Origin of the sequence: Weissella paramesenteroides ATCC 33313, assembly GCF_000160575.1 — a bacterium.
GTDB classification, from domain to species: domain Bacteria; phylum Bacillota; class Bacilli; order Lactobacillales; family Lactobacillaceae; genus Weissella; species Weissella paramesenteroides.
In genome coordinates this window covers 38647-57613 of sequence record NZ_GG697137.1, presented here as the reverse complement: position 1 = coordinate 57613, position 18967 = coordinate 38647, and the positions used below count along the sequence as shown (strand labels likewise).

Here is an 18967-nt window from a genome sequence, read left to right as displayed (position 1 = left end):
CCATTACCCAAAGGGTATACAATAGCATTGACCATAAACACAAGAGTAAGAAATGTCTATGGATATATTTTAAGGAGTAGGTTGTAGGTCAGTTAGTCCTACGGCTAAGCCAATTGACTTAGTGTTATGAGTCTGTTGTACATATAGTCAAAGGGAATGCGATTCCTATTAACTGTTATTAATATAACGCACTTCGTCCGACAATACAACTATTTTTTTACGTTTTTTCCTGAATTACGGAAAAATAATTTTAAAATGTACCAATTACTGGCTCTGTCACTTGACCGTGGTGGAAATAGTTCCTCTAAAATGGCTGTAATTATTGTCCCAATCAATGATGCTAGGGCGATAAAATTGATCCATAGTAACAAAATAATTGCTGAACTTAAAGCTTGGTAAAAAGTAAAGGCTTGTGCAGCAATGTTAACATACCATCCAAATGCTTTGGCAAGCCAAATAACAAGCGTGATTTGAATGATTGTTCCGATTAAAATCCAAATAATTCGAGGTTTTTTGATTGGTAAAAGGGTATTGAATAAAAACGCGCCAATAAATAATCCTAAAATAACAACTAAACGCTTCGCTGATTCAATTTGATAAACAATGTTGCTGCTAATTGGTAAGGCTTCTAAAATGTTTGAGCCAACTGATGCAATAATTAATAAGACACCAATAATGGCCAGAATAATAATTAGCCAAAACATTGAAATGAAACGATCAAAAATAGCGACACTGTTTGCTTGTACATTATAAATACCATTTTGAGCAATACGAATTGAAGAGACCACACGAGATAGTGACCAAAGTGTGATAATAATAGAAGCTGATAGAACGCCAACGCCATTTTGACTTAGAATTGATCGAATAATTGGTTCAATAAAAGTAAAGACAGATTCGGGAACAGCAGTTTGGGCATATTTTAATGCGGTATCAATTTTTAATCCTAAATAAGGTAGTAAAGTTCCCAAGATGACGATGGCAGGGAATATTGATAATAGTCCGAAGTAGGCAATCGATGAACTAGCTGTAATAATATCAACCCGAGAGGTCACGTCAATAATTGTCGCTACCAGTTTGTTATTTATAAGATTTTTAAAAAATTGTTTCACGACTTCAATTCTCCTGATAAAATTGACAATAATCATTTTATTTTAGCAAATAAATGGCTAGTTCGTACAATTAATTATTTTTAACTATTATATAAATCAAAAATTGTAAAATAAGTGCAAATTATCCATAGACATGTTACGCTATTCACAATAATTAACAAAGGTGAGAAAATATGAAATCAAGACGTCCTTCACGATTGAAATTTTGGGCATTTATCTTTATCGGTTATGTAGTGTTGTTTGCTATTGGTTTTACTGTACCAGTTGCTTATGGCGCATTAACTAATAAAGATACGCAACAAACATCTGCTTCAACTAGTTCTAGCAGCAGTAGTAAATCAAGTGCAACAACTGAAGCTGCCTCATCATCAGATAGTGCTGTAGATAGCTCTACAAGTAGTAAAGCAACAACCTCTTTTAAGAAGAAGGTTACGGTACAGCAAGGGGAAACTGGTTACGCAATTGCCACAAAATACGGGCTAACGGTTACGCAATTACAGAATTTAAACCCATCAATTGATTTGGATAATCTAGAAGCTGGACAGACGCTGAAGGTAAAAAGCTCTTCATAAATTGCGTTACATTTTTAGCCAAAAGAAGTTGGAACAAGGGAATTTGTTCCAACTTCTTTTTGTAACATAAATGATACTTACACGCTCCCTAAAAATGTGCTTAAATGGAAATCAGGCACTTTTAGATAAGTAGGAGGAGTTATGAACGAAGAAAAAGTTTCATCTAGAGTTATTTGGTCGATTGTCGCAGCAGCAATCTTGGGCTTTTCAGGTATTTTAACGGAAACGTCAATGAACGTGACCTTTCCAGAATTAATTCAACAATTTCACCAGTCAATGGGAACTGTCCAATGGTTAACAACAGCATATCTTTTGGTTGTTGCGCTATTGATGTTAACATCAGCACATTTTAACGCCATTTTAAGTAAACGACAAACCTACATGATTGGTTGGATTGCCTTTGTAGTGGGCGATATTATTGCAATTATTGCACCAAGTTTTTGGTTATTACTATTCGGTCGATTGATTATGGCAGTTGGAACAGGTTTTGCCTTACCACTGGCCTTTAATGTTATATTTACCAGTGTCCCAATGTCACAACTTGGTAAATATATGGGCTTTGGAACATTGATTATTTCTTTGGCCCCAGCTTTAGGACCAGTTTATGGAGGAGTTGTCACTTATACATTGGGTTGGCGGGCTATTTTTATGATTATTCTACCCGTGACAATTATTTCATTGTTAATTGGCTGGTTTAATTTAGATAATCAGAAGCCAACATCAAAAAATAAATTTGCCTATGGTCAATTTATATTAATCGGTATTTCTCTAGTATCAGCGATATTAGCTTTAGGGCAACTAGAGTCTGGTAGACTCACTGCCGCGATTATCATTTTGGCATTAGTAGCCATTGTTGCGATGATTGGATTTATCCAAGCTGCAAAACGATCAACTAATCAATTAATTGATGTCAGTGTTTTCCGTAGCAAGGCTCTGGTTATGGCATTATTAATTTATGCAACATCCCAAGCCATTAACTTGGCCGTTAATTTTGCTTTACCACAGTATAGTCAATTAACATTGGGGACAACAACAATGGTTGCAGGCTTTATTCTAATGCCTGGTTCGTTATTAGGTTCAGCAGTTGCACCAGTTTATGGGTCAATGTATGATCGTTTAGGAGCTAATAAGCCATTGACATGGGGATCACTTGGATTCCTGGTTGTCATGATTATTTTCTCAGTGATGGCACCAAATATTGCGACGATTGGCTTAACCGTTGTGTATGTTGTATTCACTTTGGCACGAAACTTAACGTTTAGTGTGGCAATGACTGCCGGTGTGGCTGAAGTTAAACCCCAACAATCTGGGGATGTTAATGCCATTTTTAATACGGTGCAACAATTCATCGGAGCTGTTGGGACAACTGTTGCGGCATTGTTTATCCAAACATCAGGAACAACCAAAGCAGCAATCGCAACTCAGACAGCAACTGGATTCAGTCATCTAATCTGGTTTAGCACAGTCATTGTTGCTATCAGTTTGATTTGGTTAGTAATTTATATGAAGACAAAGACAGCAAAATAGTTATAATTGAGCGGCTAGTATGGTTTACATATTGGTCGCTTTTTTGATATCGTACAAATAGATAAAAGAGGGAGGAAAATCATGGTTAACTATAAAGTACTAAAGCAATCAAATATTGCTCCTAATATTTGGGACAATTACCAACAGCAAGTCAATCACTTTGAATGGTCGGGAGCAAAATTTATTGCTAAGAAAATGGCCAAGCAAATGGGCAATAACGAAAGAGTAGTTATTGCATTGGATGAAGATCAAGCTGTGGGTGTTGGTGCGTTAGTTGATCAGGATATTGCCAATATCCCTGAATCCCCTTATTTTAGTACATTGTATGTACTACCAGACTATCGTAGTCAAAATATTGCTAGTCATATTGTTAAATTGGTGCTTAATGAAGCGCGGATACTTGGTTATCAAGAAATTTATGTCATGACACAATTGAAAGATTTTTATGAGAAGCTAGGGTTTCAATATCAAAAAATGATAACAGATTTTATGGATAGACAGATGAAGTTGTATAGGCAAACATTAGCTTAAATGCATAATTTTTGATATTTGCTAGTTGTACCGGAGAAAGGGGGAGACGATGACTCTATCTGCATACGAAGAAGCAATTGATTTTCTGCAACAAAATGCTATTCCCTATAATGAAGTCAAGCATGAAGCTGTTTGGACAATGGCAGAAGCTAACCAATTAGATTTGCCAAATGATGTCGTGATAAAAAATCTTTTCCTTAAAAAAAGAAAAACAAATGAATTCTTTCTCTGTATCGTTGTTGGACAGAAGAAAGTTGACTTTAAGACATTGGCACCACAATTGCAATTGAGTCGGAGTAAATTAGGCTTTGCAAACGAAATGGATTTGGCGGATGTTTTAGGTTTAAAACCAGGTTTTGTTACACCACTTGGCTTACCACATGATGAACAAAATCAAGTGACGGTGTTGTTGGATAAAGAGTTACAAAAAGTTGATAGTATTGGTATTCATCCTAATAGTAATACAGCAACTGTTTTTGTAACGTATGAGGATTTATTAAAAATTATAAAATATTCACATCATCAAATGATGATTGTTGATTTAGATTAGGGGGACAGGATGGCTAAATTACGTATAATGACTGCAGATGAATTTCAGACATATCTACAGCAAGGTATGCGATCGTATGCTGCAGAAAAGGTGAAGGCAGAAAAAATCTCTCTATCTAAGGCGACTACATTGGCTCAAAATGAATATCAAACATTACTACCAAATGGTTTAGAAACAGAGAAAAATTATTTTTATATGGTTGAAGAGGATGTTCAGGTTAAAGGATATATTTGGTTAGCAGCTTATCGTGGAAATGATGAGATTGCATTTGTTTATGACATTAATATTTATCCTGACTTCCAAAATCAAGGATTAGGGACGCAAACATTAGAATTAGCGACCGAAAAAATGAAGCAATACGGTTATAAATATTTACGGTTACATGTATTTGGACACAATAAAAGAGCAATCCATGTTTATGAAAAACTAGGATTGCATGCAACAGATATTGTGATGGAGAAAGAAATTTAACTATGAATGATCATTTATTGGTTTTCTGGCAGATAATGCCTGTAGGAATGTGACACCAATAATTAATACACCGCCGAGTATTTGAACCAGATTAAAGGGCGTACCTAAGAATACCACTGCAAGAAAAGTGGCAGTTAGCGGTTCAAAAGCACTTAGCATACTCGTTGTCGTGGGTTTTAAATAATTTAGACTGGATAGATAAAAGAGATAAGCAATGGCTGTTCCAAACACAATGATGAAGATAATTTCAAGCCAAGAATTAAGCGAAAATGTTGGCATTGCATGAGACGTTAACAATGGTAGGAAAGGAATACTTCCTAAAAGCATCGCCCAACCAGTTATTAATTCTGTCGCATAGCTTTTCAATAATTTACCGGGCAGAATTTTATAAAATGCTTGGCTTAACCCTGATAAAATTCCCCAAACAATGGCACTGATTGAAAGCGCTAGTTGGGTAATATTACCTTGTGTTACCAGCAGGAAAGTGCCTAAAAATGCCAGTAGGACAGATAGGATATCTGTACGAGAAGGCTTTAGGCGCCAACGTATAATTAAAAATAGTAAAATAAAAATTGGCCCTAAGAATTGTAGAATCGTCCCAGTAGCAGCGTTACCATATTTAATAGCCATAAAGTAAGCTAGCTGTGAGGGAAGCATGCCAATAAAAGAAAAAATGAGTAATTGACTGGCCATCTTAGGTGACCGCCAAATGGTGAAAATACTTTGATGTGTATGTAGATAACTGTAAATTAATAATAAAATACCCGCACATAATAGTCGCATGCCAGTTAACCAGTATGTCGAAAGACCAGTATCATGTAAAAGTATTTGTGCGCAAGTCCCGGATGCACCCCATAGTATGCCGCCAACGATGATAAAAAATAGCCCTTTATTTTTTGCCATAATCTGCCCCAATCATTCAAATTAAGGTTAGTATACTACAAAAAAAGCGGGGAAATTTGGGAATTTCACATTAATAATCGTCTTGAAAAATGTATATCATTTTAAATGGCATCATATCAATAAGTGCTGATATGATGTTTTTTTATATGCACTAAACACGAACAATTCACCTATAAATTACAATAAGATTATAGAAAAATTAAAAGATAACTTGAAGTATTGCGGTCAGTTTATTATAATATTAAAAAAATATGATAAATTTAAGCAGAGGATGTTATGTCGCGATGATATGAGGTGAGTAGATTGGTTGAAGACAATGTGTTGCTAGAACTAAATGATGTTTCGACATCTTTTAAAATTAGTGGGCAGTACTATGATGCGGTGTCGCACGTAAATTTAGAAGTAAAAAAAGATGAAATATTAGCAATTGTTGGTGAGTCTGGGTGTGGAAAGAGTACATTGGCGACAACTATCATGGGGCTGCATAATCCAGATGTAACCCATATTTCAGGGCAAGTCTTATTTGAAGGGCGGGATTTATTACAATTTGACGAAAAAGGCTTAAACGAAGTACGTGGCGCTAAGATTGGAATGATTTTTCAAGATCCGCTATCAGCTTTAAATCCTTTGAAGCGAATTGAGGATCAAATTAAGGAAGTATTGGATTATCATACGGAAATGACAGCCAAAGAGAAACATGATCGTGTCATTGAATTATTAGATCAAGTAGGCATTGTTAATCCAGAACGAACGGCGAATCAATTTCCGCATGAACTTTCTGGTGGTATGCGCCAGCGAGTAATTATTGCCATTGCGATTGCTTGTAAACCAGATATCATCATTGCAGATGAACCAACGACCGCTTTAGATGTTACGATTCAAGTACAGATATTAGATGTTTTGCGGGGGATTCAACGCGAAAATCATGCAGGAATTATTTTGATTACTCATGATTTAGGGGTTGTAGCCGAAACAGCGGATGAAGTTGCGGTGATGTATGCCGGTGAAATTGTTGAACGTGGTACAACGGAACAAGTATTTGGTGACCCACGTCATCCATATACAAGGTCGCTACTACGTTCGATGCCACAAGGGGATCAAGATGTCGATAATGACGACTTGTATGTTATTCAAGGAAGTGTGCCATCTATTGAACGCATGCCTCAGACAGGTGATCGTTTTGCGGCACGAATTCCTTGGATTTCAGCAGAGGCTCATGAAGAGAATCCCACAATGCATGAAATTGTACCCGGGCATCAGGTTAGGTGCACGTGTTATAAAGAATTTTATTTTAAAAGCTTGGGGGAGAGTCGGGTATGAGTTTAATTGAAATCAAAAATTTAAAAGTCCATTACCCAATTCGTTCAGGTTTTTTGAATCGAGTGACCGATCAGGTTAAGGCTGTAGATGGCATCAATTTTAATATTGAGGCTGGTGAAACCTACGGATTAGTTGGTGAGTCTGGTTCAGGAAAATCAACAACGGGTAAGTCAGTTGTGGGTCTAGAAAATGTAACATCAGGATCGATTCTTTATGAAGGAGTCGATATTACGAAAGGTAGCGCCCGCCGCAATATAAAATATAACCAGAATGTTCAGATGATTTTCCAAGATTCGTTATCTAGTTTAAATCCCCGAAAAAGAGTGTTAGATATTATTGCTGAACCATTACGAAATTTTCAACACTTGTCAGCTGAAGATGAAAAAATTCGTGTTTTACAACTATTAGATACGGTTGGTTTGAATCCAGAGTCACTGTATAAGTATCCACATCAATTTTCAGGTGGTCAACGGCAACGTATTGGCATTGCACGTGCAGTGGCAACTAATCCAAAGCTAATCATTGCAGATGAGCCAGTTTCTGCGTTGGATTTATCCGTTCAAGCACAAGTGTTGAATTTCATGAAAAAAATTCAACGTGAATTTGGGATTTCTTATTTATTTATCTCACACGACCTAGGTGTCGTTCGTCATATGTGTCAGAATATTGCCATTATGAATAAGGGACGTTTGGTTGAAGTAGGGACACGTGAAGATATCTATGAACATCCGATGCACATTTATACTAAGCGACTATTAGCAGCAATTCCTGAAGTAGATGTGGCACATCGTAAGGAACGACAGCAGCAACGGAAAGAAATTGAAAAAATTTATCAAGAACAATCAAGTCAATATTATGATAAAGACGGCTTGGCGTATCCACTAATTCAAGTGTCACCAACGCATTTTGTGGCATTGCCAGAAGAAAAGCTAGCAAAGGGGTGATGGTTAATGTGGAAAACAATTTTTCGAAGAATTTTAATCATGATTCCCGAAGTCATTTTGCTAAGTATGTTGGTATTTTTGTTAGCTAAGGCGATGCCAGGTGATCCATTTACAGGTTCAATCAATCCGCGATCAAGTGCAACTCAAATTGAACATTTGAAACAAATTAATGGTCTCTATGACCCATGGTATCAACAGTATTGGAATTGGGTGGTTCATTTATTCCATGGTGATTTGGGGCAAAGTTATCAGTATCATGAGGCAGTTTCTAATTTGATTGGTGAACGAGCCATCAACACGTTGTGGTTATCATTGTTTACCATGGTATTAACCTATTTAATTGCTCTGCCACTTGGTTTATATGCAGGAAAACATGAAGGTAAGTTACCAGACACAATTATTCGAGTGTATACCTACGTGACTTACTGTATTCCATTTTTCGTTATTTTAGTCATTGGATTGTGGATTTTCGGTTACGTCTTAAATTGGTTTCCAACAACGGGATCGGTTTCCGCAAATGCTGAAGGGTTTGGTACCTTAGGCTCACGCTTCTTCCACATTTTATTGCCAGGATTATTAGGCGCATTATTTGGAACCGTGAATATTGTGCAGTATATGCGTTCTGAGGTTATTGATGCTAAGCATTCTGATTATGTTAGAACGGCACGGTCAAAGGGGGTGCCAAGTAAAGCGATTTATCGGCACCATATTTTCCGCAATTCCCTCTTACCGATTGCTGCATTTGGTGGCTATTCAATTACCGGATTATTGAATGGATCAATTTTTACTGAAACAATCTTCTCTTATCCAGGTATGGGCATGTTATTTATTGATTCAATTAGTTACCGTGATTATACCGTTATTACGGCACTGGTATTGTTGTTTGGTATTTTGAACTTACTAGGAACATTATTATCAGATATTATTTTGAGTATTGTGGATCCACGGATTCGAATCAGTTAGAAAGGGGGCATATGAAATGGCATCAACGAGTAGAGTGACTGAAATATCACCTCAAGAATTGCAACGTTTGACTGCTGAAGCCAAGCAAGAAGCGGCCCCTTCATCAACGAAGATTTTGTGGAACGAATTTAAGGCGGATCGGCCAGCGTTAATCGCGTTGATTATTGTGGTTGGGTTCATATTATTTGTCATGATTGCACCACTATTTATTAATAGTGACAAGATGATGACAACTAACATCATGGCGTACTTAACACCACCTGGACATGAGGGCTTGTTACTAGGTGCAGATGCTAATGGACGATCAATTGCGATGCAATTAATTGTTGGGTCGCGTAATTCGATTGGTATCGCGATTGGGTTGACGGTTATATCATCAACTTTTGGTATTGCTTGGGGCTTAATTTCTGGGTATTTTGGTGGTTACATTGATTGGGGGATGCAGCGTGTTTATGACTTCATGATGATGCTTCCTATGACCATGATGATTATTGTACTTGTCACCATTATTGATAACTATAATTCAGTCACATTGACATTAATATTCTCATTATTTTATTGGATGGGAACATCACGATTGATTCGATCTCGCACGTTGGCGGAAAGCAAGAAAGATTATGTATCTGCATCAATTACTTCTGGAACTAGTGCTTGGAAAATCATTTTTAGAGAAATTATGCCTAACATTTCTTCATTGATTATTGTTGATACGACTTTGTCATTTGCTGAAAATATTGGTGTTGAGACTGGACTATCATATTTGGGATTTGGGTTACCATCAAACATTCCATCATTAGGTACTTTGATTGCGAATGCGAATGATCCCAATAATATTACACAATACTGGTGGACATGGTTACCAGCAGCAATCGAAATCATAATTTTGTGTCTGTCAATTAGTTATATCGGTCAAGTGATGAGCCGAGCTGCAAATGCATCACAACGTCGGGCAGCTAAATAACATGTTACAGGGAATCTTTAAAACATATAGGGTGGTGGTGTATCAGGTGATAAATATTAATTAAAGTCGTCGTTATATTAGGTGATTTCATGAGTTGAAAAAGAAATGGGGAAAGCGTATGAACAAGACCAGTAAAAAATGGGCTGTATCATCAGCGGCTGTTTTGGCCGCCGTATCGTTAGCTACTTTCAGTATCGATAATACAACCACAGTTTCAGCGGCTACGAAAAGGGCAAAACTATCCGACACATTTAAGAATAGTGCTAAGGAAAGTACGAAGGCAAATAATGAGAGTACTTTAAAGGTAGCTGAACCAAATGATTCACCCTTTAAGGGAATTACAGAGCCAACACTTGCAGATAATCAAGAAGATTCTAACGTATTCAGTCCGGGTGGAAATAGTACTTTGTTTAATGTGGATGATAATTTTAAAATAATTGATGGTGGGTTAGCTAATCAGAAATTAGATCGACAGAATAATACAGTTACGATTACTATTCGTGATAATGCCAAATGGTCTGATGGACAACCAGTTGTTGCCCGTGATGTTGAGTACCCATATGAAATTATTGCTAATCCTAAGTCAACATCATCACAATATTCAGCTGATTTTGAGCGAATTGAAGGCATGGCTGATTATCATTCAGGAAAGGCTTCAACGATTTCTGGTTTCAGTTATCCTGATGGTGAAAATGGTAAGACGGTTGTCATTAAGTACAATTCATTGTCACCAAGTATGAAATTTGCTGGTAACTCCTTTGTTTGGGGGACTGTCGCACCATACCACCTATATAAGGGTGTTGCTATTGATAAACTAGCAGCTTCTGACCAGGTTCGAAAGAATCCAGTCTTCGTTGGCCCATATAAGTTGGATAAGGTCGTTGAAGGAGAGTCGACCAGTTGGTCTCCAAATAAGTACTATTGGGGCAAGGCACCAAAGATTAAGCACATCACGATCAATGTTGTTTCATCTAATAGTATTGATAAAGCCATCCAAACCAAAAAGTATGACTTTACCACACCAGCAGGTGTTATGCGTGGTACCAGCTATAAGAATCTGAAAAATCTCAAGAATTACAAGATTGTTGGTCATCCTGATCTAGGATACAACTATTTTGGATTTAACGTTGGTGAATATGACACAAAGAAACAAGTTAACGTGATGGACCCTAAGTCTAAGATGGCAAATAAGAATCTACGGCAAGCAATGATGTACGCGATTAATGAAGATGCCATAAATGAGAAATTCGGAAATGGTGTTAGATGGCGTGCCAAGACTTTGATTCCACCAATCTTTGATAAGTATTCTGACCAATCGGCTAAGGGATTCCCATACAGTCCAAAGAAAGCAGCTAAGTTACTTGATAAGGCTGGATATAAGAAAGATGGTAAGTGGCGTACACAACCAAATGGTAAGAAGTTGGTTATTTACTTTGGTGCTATGAAGGGTAGTTCTACAAGTCACGCAACTTATCAAGATTACTTGCAACGTTGGCGTAAGATCGGTTTGAACGTCAAGATGGCTACTGGTAAGGAAATGGAAATGAATAGTTTCTATGATACTTTGCAAAAGCCAAAGCAAAACAAAATTGATATCTTTGCTGCTGCCTGGAGTTTGTCTTCTGAACCAACACCAACACAACTATATGGCGCAGATGCACCGTTTAACATGGGTCACTTTGTTACGAAGAAAAATACGCAGTTGATTAATGACTTGAACAGTGAGAAGGCTTGGAATGATAAATATCGTACCGATAAGTTCAAGGAGTGGCAAGACTATATGAATGATCAAGCTGCTTACGTTGCTTCAGATAATAGTTACCAATGGGTACCTGTTAACAAGCGTGTGAAAGGCTTTGATTTGAGTAATGGAAACAATTATTTCTGGAATAATTTGACATTGACTTCTTCAAAATTGAAGTAGAATAAATGAGCTAGAGATAGATATAAAAAAATAAAAGGTAAAGGAAGGACTTTGAAATTGTTTCAGGTTCTTCCTTGTTTTATTTAGTCGTCATCAAATTCACTGGGAACATCCAGATATTGTTGCAAGGGCAATAAAAACAATACTTGGAGATGAAGTTCTATAATAACATCAAAGGTAGTACGATGATTCGTTATTAAAGGGGGATGTCATGAAAGAAAATATGAAACCAATTTTTGATGTTTTTGATGCTAATCTAAAAAAGATTGATGCTGGTGAAAAGTTCTCGTTGCCAAGTTTGTATGGTGAGTCAGATTGGGACCAATTGTATATCGGGGACAAAGTGATGGCTGGTAATCAGTTTTTGCGGCAAGTCCGGCAGGGGCGTTATCCAGATGTTAAAGAATTACCCAAAGATAAGCAACATGGACGACGTCAGTATCAGAAAAAATAATGATTCATGCATATTTGAATGTTAGCTAGTTAAAAGTATTGTTATAATTAATCAATATCACGGGTAGTTGCAGGCGAAACCCATATCAAATTGCCGGTGACACTTTTTTGGTGTGGAAAGGTTTTTATGCGAATAAATATATTGCAACATACGCCTAATGAAGGTCCTGGTTCAATTTTGGACTGGGCACAAGCAAATGGTCATCAAACATTTATCTATCATCCCTATCAATTTGGCTATTTACCAACGGTTGATGAAACCGATTTGTTAGTTATTTTGGGCGGACCAATGAGTCCAAATGATGATTTGTTATGGATCAAACAAGAACGTGAACTCATTCAGGAGTTGTTAAACAAAGACATACCGATGTTTGGTGCCTGCTATGGCGCACAACAAATCGCTAAGACACTAGGCTACGCAATTTCAAAGGCGCCAGCCAAGGAAGTTGGTTGGGGGCCAGTGTATCGGCAGAGTCAAATTATCCCTGACATCCCTGAAGAATTAGTGGCATTACATTGGCATGAAGAAATGTTTGAAGTGCCTAAAGAGGCAGAATTACTATTTTCTAGTGATGCAGTTAAAAACCAAGGGTTTGTGATGAACCATCGGGTAGTGGGACTACAATTTCATTTTGAACCACTAGCTGATAATGTTCGTGAAATGGTGGTTAATGACTTTCCGTATATTCAGGGATCAATTTTTAACCAGACAGCGGATGATATCTTAGAGACACCAGTTCCTGATATCAATAGAGCAATCATGTTTAAAATTTTAGATTTTATTACGGCTGATAAGTAAGTATCTAGTTATTGGGGAAAGTATGATTGAAAAGGGGTTTTCAAATGGGGAAAAAAGAAGCAGTCGCACAATTACAGCAGCGGGAAATGGACGTTTTAAGGAAATATGTCAAAGCAAATAAATCGGCATTGCCAGACCAAATTGTCTTTGCAGGTTCTTCTCTAATGGAGATGTTTCCAATCGAAAAAATGCAACAAAACTTAGAGTTAAAACAAAAAATTTATAATCGGGGTGTTAGTGGGACAACGACACAGTTTTTATTACAACACATTGATGAATTAGTACTCGATTTACAACCTGCCAAAATTTTTATTAATATAGGTAGTAATGATATTGATTTCGGTATTTCAGAAAAAACGTTCATTAGTAATTATGCAAGCATCTTACAAACCTTTCAGCAAAAACTACCACAAACAACAGTTTATACCATGGCTTATTATCCTATGAACCCAACAATTCAAGCAGCTAAGAATAATAATCAAAACAGTGCTAGAAGTAATGAGCGTTTAGCACAAGCAAGTCAGCAGGTCGCACAACTTGCTGATAAATTTGGTTATGAATTTATCAATGTCAATGATGGGTTGGCTGACGAAAATGGTGATTTGTTACCAAAATTAACCTTTGATGGTGTGCACATGTTTCCAGCTGGTTATGAAATCGTCTTAAAGAATATGTATCGATATTTGTGAAATGTTTTAGAATTTAATAAATGAAGACCTCGTAATTGTTGGATTTTTATGTCTGACAATTGCGAGGTCTTTTTAGAATATAATAACTTCTATTTCCTGTTTTTAAATTATTCGTGATGCCCCAAAACTTGCAAATATTCTGCAAAATTCTCCTCTTCAGAAATAATGCCAGTTTGCTTTGCCTCATACCAGTTAATTTTATCATTTAAAATTTGGAGGTGGTGTTGAATTTCTGAAAACTCGCTTAGAAAATTGTGCTTAGCTGCTTTTAGAAGTTCAAGTCGTTGCGGAATGGTGCTGTCTCCTTGTTCACGCCACAGAATATATTGCTTTAGTTCTTTAATACTAAGGCCAGTTCCTTTCAAATGATTCAAAAATTTAAGCCAACTCACATCTTCTTCAGTATAGTAACGCCGTCCATTTGGATACCGTTGTGGTTTAATCAATCCTTCATTTTCATAGTATCTTAATGTGGAAGTAGGTAAATTAAACTGACGGCTAAATTCCCCAATATTATATTTTTTACTATTAGAAAAGTCATTCATATTAGAGCCTCCTTAAAGTTAAGTTCAATAATGATTATACAAAAATAGTTCTAAATTTAACAATAATCGTTTTAATTGACTTAAAGTGTGCTTTAAGTAGTATGCTGTCTGTTAAAGATTAGAAATGGGGGAAAGATAAATGACTAAGCAATGGACAGTAGAACAATTAGATGAATTCGTAGGTTCTGATGACATGCACGTGTCACCATTTTATGCAGATGGAAAAACATATGGCACACCAACTTGGGTTTGGTCGGTTGTCGTTGATCATGATTTATATGTACGAGCATACAATGGTCAAAATTCAAGATGGTATCAGTCAGCTATGACACAACAAGCCGGTAAGATCAGGTTAGCAGGTAAAGAGTTTGAAACAGTGTTTATAGATGCAGCTGGAGATAGTGTACTAGATTCAAAGATTAGTGCTGCATATCAAGCGAAATATCAAGATAGTCCCTATTTACCACCTATGCTAGAAAAGGGTCCTGTCGGGGCAACAGTTAAAATTTTACCTAGATAATTTAATGATTTCTTTTAAGCGGAGGATTTTTTAATGGCTAAGAAACAAACAGCTGGACAAGAACAATTAGGTAGTTTTGCACCACAATTTGCGCACTTTAATGATGATGTTTTATTTGGTGAAGTTTGGAGCAAAGAAGATGAGCTATCTGCACATGATCGTTCATTAATAACGATTTCAGCTTTGATTGCTATGGGGAATACTGAGCAGTTAGTCGCTCACTTACAAATCGGAAAAAACAATGGTATAACGAAGGATGAAATTGTTGCTGAAATTACTCATTTAGCTTTTTATGTCGGTTGGCCCAAAGCTTGGTCAGCCTTTAATCGGGCAAAAGAAATTTGGCCGGAACAATAATTTTTTCTAAACAAGGAGAGAAGAATGATAACTAAACAAGTTGAACAACCTGGGGTATTTGCGACTGGACCAAAGAATGATGCTTACGCCCAATACTTTATTGGTCAGAGCTATAACAATGCATTAGTCATTCCTGGAAAAGATGTTAGTGTGCCTGTGGGTAATGTAACATTTGAGCCTGGTTGTCGCAATAACTGGCATATTCATCATAACGGTAGTCAAATTTTATTGGTAACTGGTGGTGAAGGTTGGTATCAAGAGGCAGGAAAACCAGCACAACGATTGCAACCAGGTGATGTCGTGATTGCTCATGATGGTATCAAACATTGGCATGGAGCGACTAAGGATTCTTGGTTTAGCCATTTAGCAATTACTACTGGTGATTCAGAATGGTTAGAACCAGTAACAGATAAAGAATATTCTGCATTATCTTAAGTTGATAGAAATTAGTTGCACAAGAAAGGTAAACGGATGACAATCTTAAATGAACAATATACATTGAATAATGGTGTCAAAATCCCTAAATTAGGTTTTGGTACCTGGTTGATTGATAACGATGAGGTGGCTACAGCAGTGCAACAAGCGGCACAAATCGGTTATCGTCACTTTGACACTGCCCAAGCTTATGGTAATGAGCAAGGTGTTGGAGCAGGGCTAAAGGCAACTGGACTTAGTCGAGATGAGTTATTTGTGACGACAAAAGTTCAAGCTGAATTTAAAGATGATGTAACTGTCAAAAAATCAATCGATGAATCATTGCAAAAACTAGATTTGGATTATGTGGACTTAGTATTGATTCACGCCCCAGAACCATGGGCTGAATTTCATGGTGAGAATCATTATTTTGAAGAAAATTTGGCAGTATGGCGTGCCATGGAAGATGCACTTAAAGAAGGAAAGATACGCGCAATTGGTGTTTCTAATTTTTTGCAAACAGATTTAGCGAACATTTTAGAAAATGGATCAGTTAAACCTGCAGTCAACCAATTATTAACGCATATTGGGAACACTTCTTTTGATTTACTGGAACAAGCAAAACAACATGATATTTTAGTTGAAGCTTATTCACCAGTAGCACATGGCGAAATTTTACAAAACGAACAGATTCAACGAATGGCTCATAAATATCAGGTTTCCGTTCCACAATTAGCTATTCGTTATTGCTTGGAATTGGGAACATTACCTTTACCAAAGAGCGTAAATTCAGCGCATATTGCTAATAATGCGGCTGTTGATTTTAAAATATCCGCAGCGGATATGATGATTTTAAAAGAATTACCACAAGTTATAGATTATGGTCATTCAAGTGATTTTCCTGTATTCAGCGGTAAATAACAATACTACTAAACAAAAAACAACTGGACTCATAGTGAGCTCAGTTGTTTTTTGTAATGATAAATTAATTAGTCAACCGTTTGTGTCCAGTTGTATGGATCAGGACGGTCACCATATTGGATACCAACTAATTCGTTGTATAGTTTCGTCGTCACTGGTCCAGCTTCAGTTTCGCTGTAGAAGACATGCTTTTTACCCTCATAAGTTAACGAACCAACAGGAGAAATAACAGCAGCTGTTCCCATAGCACCAGCTTCAGCAAATTGATCGACTTCATCAAATGGTACTGGGCGTTCAACTGGATCTAATCCTTGATCTTTAGCCAATTGTAGTAGAGAACGCTTGGTGATTGAAGGTAAAATTGATTCTGACTTGGGGGTTACAAATTGACCTTCTTTAGTGATACCAAAGAAGTTGGCACCACCAAATTCATCAACATACTTGTGTTCACGAGGGTCTAAGAATAAGCAATCAGCATAACCTTCTTGATGAGCTTTTGCTGAAGAGAATAAGCTACTTGCATAATTTCCTGAGGTCTTTGCTTGACCGGTACCAGCATATGAAGCACGGTCATATTCGCTTACAGTATATGGTGAAGGGTTTAGACCATTTACATAAGCACCAACGGGTGTTGCATAAATGTGGAAGGTATAGTCGGTTGCTGGCGTCACACCAACGACACTACTTGTTCCAATCATAAATGGTCGTAGGTAGAGAGAAGCACCTGTACCGTATGGTGGGACAAATTCTTCATTAGCCTTCACAACTTGCTTAACGGCATCAACAAAAGCATCAACTGGATAAGGAACCATCATCATACGTTCAGCAGAATCAACCATGCGTTCAGCATTCAATTCGGGACGGAATAGATTGATCTTACCATCCTTACGACGATAAGCTTTTAGGCCTTCAAAAACTTCTTGGCCATAGTGGAGCACTTCGGCAGCAACTGATAATTCGACGGATGAACGAGTCGTCAACTCACCTGGTTGCCACTCACCATCTTTGTACTTTGCCTCAAAGTCATAGGGCAAATCGTGATATTCAAATCCTAAATTGTTCCAATCCAAGTTTTCAACTTTTTCTTTCATGATATATTCTCCTCGTGATAATAAATTGATTGATTAAATTGTAATATGTTTACTGTGAAACTGCGGCAACTTTTTGCTCACTAGCTTTATCATCTTCAAGAACTTGATTAATAAAGCCATTGACATCAAACTTATCTGTAAATTCAGTGAGATGAACCAGATGACGTAAAAAATTGTGGGTAGATGCTTCGTAGTTATACTTTTTGCCTAAATCATAGATATAGCCATTGATATAATCCACTTCGGTTTCACGACCATTTGATAGATCCTGGTACATCGAAGGGAAGTGCAAGGGGTTACCGGTCTGACTAACGGTGACCACTTGCTGCCATTCTTCTTGGCGCGAAGTTAATAATTTAATACCAGCACGTTCACAAACATCATAAGCTTCGTCAATTAACTGGACAGATAACGCACGTGTTGTTGGCGCCTGGATGAATTCACCCATGCGGACTTTAAACATTGTGCAAAGCGTATTGACCACTGAATTGAAAACAACCTTGGCCATTAAAGTCCCATTAAAATTAGTTGTTAATGTTGGATTCATACCAGCTGCCTTAAAATCAGCAACTACTTCCTGGGTGACGTCATCTGGTTGTTCAGTTTGATTCGCAAAGTTAACTGATCCAGCACCTTTTTGACCAATGAAATCCACATCGCCTGCTTTGTTTAGCACGGTACCAATCATGGCTGTACCACCAATAACGTGTTCGGGAGCGAAGTACTGATTCAATTTTTCAATATGTCCCATGCCGTTCATACAAGTTAGCGCATAGTGCTTGTCATTAAAGAAATGTGCGCAGCGATCCAAAAGTTCAGCTAGCATATACTGCTTGGTAAAGACAATCAGAATGTTTGCGCGTCCGTCATATTCTTCGGGAGAGTATACGTTGATTGGTACGAGGTGTTTATTTTGCCCGTCACGGGAGACATAAACGCCATGTTGTGACCGAATGGTACTAAGTTGTTTATCCCATGTATCTACAAAATCCACTTCAAAACCGGCTTCTTGTAGTAGGACACCAAACCGCAATCCCATTGCACCTGATCCTAATACTGCATATTTCATTCTGATTGCCTTCTTTCTGCGACTGATTAGCCATAAAAGTTGGACAAATTATCCATATGAGGCGTCTGTCTTATTGTTATGGCTAAATAGATGATTGATTGTCGAATTATTATTTATTAAATGACTAATATCGGATTCTATAAGACATCACCTCCCAAGTTTTACAAATTATTATGAAAAAAGCCCTTAACTTTGATCAAATTCCTGGTCAAAGTTAAGGGCGCATTAGCACGGTACCACCTTAATTGTTTTAAAAACATCTCACGTACAGCAAAATTACTAGACGTTCACACGATAATGGGTGTCCCCAATGCTGTTTAATAATCAATTGATG

Annotated in this window: 22 protein-coding genes; 17 read left to right on the top strand and 5 right to left on the bottom strand. The window is 37.2% G+C overall.

Annotated features, from left to right (window positions below; translation table 11 throughout):
* Window positions 1–209: 209 nt before the first annotated feature.
* Window positions 210–1109 carry a YihY/virulence factor BrkB family protein gene (locus HMPREF0877_RS09560; protein WP_040761233.1) on the bottom strand — a complete coding sequence of 300 codons (900 nt, stop codon included), beginning with the start codon at window positions 1107–1109 and terminating at the stop codon, window positions 210–212.
* Between the two features lie 173 nt (window positions 1110–1282).
* Here HMPREF0877_RS09560 and HMPREF0877_RS09555 point away from each other — a divergent pair, with 173 nt between their 5' ends.
* From HMPREF0877_RS09555 to HMPREF0877_RS09535, 5 genes are all read left to right on the top strand, one after another.
* A complete protein-coding gene (locus tag HMPREF0877_RS09555) occupies window positions 1283–1681 on the top strand; it encodes a LysM peptidoglycan-binding domain-containing protein (protein WP_002829200.1) in 399 nt (132 codons plus the stop codon).
* A 141-nt stretch (window positions 1682–1822) separates the two neighbouring features.
* Entirely contained in the window at window positions 1823–3208 is a 1386-nt protein-coding gene (locus tag HMPREF0877_RS09550; RefSeq protein WP_002829199.1) for an MFS transporter, read from the top strand.
* Window positions 3209–3289: 81 nt separating this feature from the next.
* On the top strand, window positions 3290–3739 hold the full coding sequence (locus tag HMPREF0877_RS09545; protein ID WP_002829197.1) for a GNAT family N-acetyltransferase: 450 nt from the start codon (window positions 3290–3292) through the stop codon (window positions 3737–3739).
* Between the two features lie 49 nt (window positions 3740–3788).
* Complete coding sequence (locus tag HMPREF0877_RS09540) at window positions 3789–4289, top strand: YbaK/EbsC family protein (RefSeq protein ID WP_002829196.1); 501 nt, start codon at window positions 3789–3791, stop codon at window positions 4287–4289.
* 9 nt (window positions 4290–4298) lie between these two features.
* Window positions 4299–4760 carry a GNAT family N-acetyltransferase gene (locus HMPREF0877_RS09535; protein WP_002829195.1) on the top strand — a complete coding sequence of 154 codons (462 nt, stop codon included), beginning with the start codon at window positions 4299–4301 and terminating at the stop codon, window positions 4758–4760.
* On the opposite strand, the gene HMPREF0877_RS09530 is transcribed toward HMPREF0877_RS09535, so the two are convergent.
* Window positions 4761–5663 carry a DMT family transporter gene (locus HMPREF0877_RS09530; protein ID WP_002829194.1) on the bottom strand — a complete coding sequence of 301 codons (903 nt, stop codon included), beginning with the start codon at window positions 5661–5663 and terminating at the stop codon, window positions 4761–4763. It abuts the gene before it with no gap.
* Window positions 5664–5957: 294 nt separating this feature from the next.
* On the opposite strand from HMPREF0877_RS09530, the gene HMPREF0877_RS09525 reads away from it, so the two are divergent.
* From HMPREF0877_RS09525 to HMPREF0877_RS09490, 8 genes are all read left to right on the top strand, one after another.
* Complete coding sequence (locus HMPREF0877_RS09525) at window positions 5958–6983, top strand: ABC transporter ATP-binding protein (RefSeq protein WP_002829193.1); 1026 nt, start codon at window positions 5958–5960, stop codon at window positions 6981–6983.
* Window positions 6980–7927: an ABC transporter ATP-binding protein gene (locus HMPREF0877_RS09520; RefSeq protein WP_002829192.1), complete on the top strand. Its 948-nt coding sequence runs from the start codon at window positions 6980–6982 to the stop codon at window positions 7925–7927. The genes HMPREF0877_RS09525 and HMPREF0877_RS09520 overlap by 4 nt, the downstream gene beginning before the upstream one ends.
* A gap of 6 nt (window positions 7928–7933) precedes the next feature.
* Complete coding sequence (locus HMPREF0877_RS09515; RefSeq protein ID WP_002829191.1) at window positions 7934–8890, top strand: ABC transporter permease; 957 nt, start codon at window positions 7934–7936, stop codon at window positions 8888–8890.
* Window positions 8891–8906: 16 nt separating this feature from the next.
* Complete coding sequence (locus tag HMPREF0877_RS09510; protein ID WP_002829190.1) at window positions 8907–9851, top strand: ABC transporter permease; 945 nt, start codon at window positions 8907–8909, stop codon at window positions 9849–9851.
* Between the two features lie 118 nt (window positions 9852–9969).
* The gene (locus HMPREF0877_RS09505) at window positions 9970–11775 is read left to right on the top strand and encodes an oligopeptide ABC transporter substrate-binding protein (protein ID WP_040761226.1); all 1806 of its coding nucleotides are present in this window, start codon (window positions 9970–9972) and stop codon (window positions 11773–11775) included.
* Between the two features lie 211 nt (window positions 11776–11986).
* The gene (locus tag HMPREF0877_RS09500; RefSeq protein WP_002829187.1) at window positions 11987–12229 is read left to right on the top strand and encodes a single-stranded DNA-binding protein; all 243 of its coding nucleotides are present in this window, start codon (window positions 11987–11989) and stop codon (window positions 12227–12229) included.
* A 126-nt stretch (window positions 12230–12355) separates the two neighbouring features.
* On the top strand, window positions 12356–13027 hold the full coding sequence (locus HMPREF0877_RS09495; protein WP_002829186.1) for a type 1 glutamine amidotransferase: 672 nt from the start codon (window positions 12356–12358) through the stop codon (window positions 13025–13027).
* Between the two features lie 44 nt (window positions 13028–13071).
* Entirely contained in the window at window positions 13072–13716 is a 645-nt protein-coding gene (locus HMPREF0877_RS09490; protein ID WP_002829185.1) for a GDSL-type esterase/lipase family protein, read from the top strand.
* A gap of 107 nt (window positions 13717–13823) precedes the next feature.
* Here the strand turns inward: HMPREF0877_RS09490 and HMPREF0877_RS09485 are convergent, their stop codons facing one another.
* Entirely contained in the window at window positions 13824–14261 is a 438-nt protein-coding gene (locus tag HMPREF0877_RS09485) for a MerR family transcriptional regulator (RefSeq protein WP_002829184.1), read from the bottom strand.
* Window positions 14262–14400: 139 nt separating this feature from the next.
* Between HMPREF0877_RS09485 and HMPREF0877_RS09480 the strand changes: the two genes are divergently transcribed.
* From HMPREF0877_RS09480 to HMPREF0877_RS09465, 4 genes are read left to right on the top strand one after another with little or no spacing between them, the layout of a single operon-like run.
* Complete coding sequence (locus HMPREF0877_RS09480; RefSeq protein ID WP_002829183.1) at window positions 14401–14781, top strand: DUF2255 family protein; 381 nt, start codon at window positions 14401–14403, stop codon at window positions 14779–14781.
* A gap of 33 nt (window positions 14782–14814) precedes the next feature.
* Complete coding sequence (locus HMPREF0877_RS09475; protein WP_002829182.1) at window positions 14815–15138, top strand: carboxymuconolactone decarboxylase family protein; 324 nt, start codon at window positions 14815–14817, stop codon at window positions 15136–15138.
* A gap of 24 nt (window positions 15139–15162) precedes the next feature.
* A complete protein-coding gene (locus tag HMPREF0877_RS09470) occupies window positions 15163–15573 on the top strand; it encodes a cupin domain-containing protein (RefSeq protein WP_002829180.1) in 411 nt (136 codons plus the stop codon).
* 36 nt (window positions 15574–15609) lie between these two features.
* Entirely contained in the window at window positions 15610–16473 is an 864-nt protein-coding gene (locus HMPREF0877_RS09465; RefSeq protein WP_002829179.1) for an aldo/keto reductase, read from the top strand.
* Between the two features lie 68 nt (window positions 16474–16541).
* Here HMPREF0877_RS09465 and HMPREF0877_RS09460 read toward each other — a convergent pair whose 3' ends face one another.
* On the bottom strand, window positions 16542–17564 hold the full coding sequence (locus HMPREF0877_RS09460) for a branched-chain amino acid aminotransferase (RefSeq protein ID WP_002829178.1): 1023 nt from the start codon (window positions 17562–17564) through the stop codon (window positions 16542–16544).
* Between the two features lie 49 nt (window positions 17565–17613).
* Window positions 17614–18633 (bottom strand): ketopantoate reductase family protein, encoded by a 1020-nt coding sequence (locus tag HMPREF0877_RS09455; protein WP_002829177.1) that lies wholly within the window; start codon window positions 18631–18633, stop codon window positions 17614–17616.
* Window positions 18634–18967: the final 334 nt, after the last annotated feature.

Excerpts from the sequence above, each read along its gene's own strand:
- HMPREF0877_RS09555 (WP_002829200.1), top strand. The coding sequence starts at position 1,283 with ATGAAATCAAGACGTCCTTCACGATTGAAATTTTGGGCATTTATCTTT.
- HMPREF0877_RS09505 (WP_040761226.1), top strand. The coding sequence starts at position 9,970 with ATGAACAAGACCAGTAAAAAATGGGCTGTATCATCAGCGGCTGTTTTG.
- HMPREF0877_RS09520 (WP_002829192.1), top strand. The coding sequence starts at position 6,980 with ATGAGTTTAATTGAAATCAAAAATTTAAAAGTCCATTACCCAATTCGT.
- HMPREF0877_RS09535 (WP_002829195.1), top strand. The coding sequence starts at position 4,299 with ATGGCTAAATTACGTATAATGACTGCAGATGAATTTCAGACATATCTA.
- HMPREF0877_RS09470 (WP_002829180.1), top strand. The coding sequence starts at position 15,163 with ATGATAACTAAACAAGTTGAACAACCTGGGGTATTTGCGACTGGACCA.
- HMPREF0877_RS09550 (WP_002829199.1), top strand. The coding sequence starts at position 1,823 with ATGAACGAAGAAAAAGTTTCATCTAGAGTTATTTGGTCGATTGTCGCA.
- HMPREF0877_RS09455 (WP_002829177.1), bottom strand. The coding sequence starts at position 18,633 with ATGAAATATGCAGTATTAGGATCAGGTGCAATGGGATTGCGGTTTGGT.
- HMPREF0877_RS09485 (WP_002829184.1), bottom strand. The coding sequence starts at position 14,261 with ATGAATGACTTTTCTAATAGTAAAAAATATAATATTGGGGAATTTAGC.
- HMPREF0877_RS09475 (WP_002829182.1), top strand. The coding sequence starts at position 14,815 with ATGGCTAAGAAACAAACAGCTGGACAAGAACAATTAGGTAGTTTTGCA.
- HMPREF0877_RS09495 (WP_002829186.1), top strand. The coding sequence starts at position 12,356 with ATGCGAATAAATATATTGCAACATACGCCTAATGAAGGTCCTGGTTCA.
- HMPREF0877_RS09480 (WP_002829183.1), top strand. The coding sequence starts at position 14,401 with ATGACTAAGCAATGGACAGTAGAACAATTAGATGAATTCGTAGGTTCT.
- HMPREF0877_RS09490 (WP_002829185.1), top strand. The coding sequence starts at position 13,072 with ATGGGGAAAAAAGAAGCAGTCGCACAATTACAGCAGCGGGAAATGGAC.
- HMPREF0877_RS09530 (WP_002829194.1), bottom strand. The coding sequence starts at position 5,663 with ATGGCAAAAAATAAAGGGCTATTTTTTATCATCGTTGGCGGCATACTA.
- HMPREF0877_RS09545 (WP_002829197.1), top strand. The coding sequence starts at position 3,290 with ATGGTTAACTATAAAGTACTAAAGCAATCAAATATTGCTCCTAATATT.
- HMPREF0877_RS09465 (WP_002829179.1), top strand. The coding sequence starts at position 15,610 with ATGACAATCTTAAATGAACAATATACATTGAATAATGGTGTCAAAATC.
- HMPREF0877_RS09510 (WP_002829190.1), top strand. The coding sequence starts at position 8,907 with ATGGCATCAACGAGTAGAGTGACTGAAATATCACCTCAAGAATTGCAA.
- HMPREF0877_RS09515 (WP_002829191.1), top strand. The coding sequence starts at position 7,934 with ATGTGGAAAACAATTTTTCGAAGAATTTTAATCATGATTCCCGAAGTC.
- HMPREF0877_RS09500 (WP_002829187.1), top strand. The coding sequence starts at position 11,987 with ATGAAAGAAAATATGAAACCAATTTTTGATGTTTTTGATGCTAATCTA.
- HMPREF0877_RS09540 (WP_002829196.1), top strand. The coding sequence starts at position 3,789 with ATGACTCTATCTGCATACGAAGAAGCAATTGATTTTCTGCAACAAAAT.
- HMPREF0877_RS09460 (WP_002829178.1), bottom strand. The coding sequence starts at position 17,564 with ATGAAAGAAAAAGTTGAAAACTTGGATTGGAACAATTTAGGATTTGAA.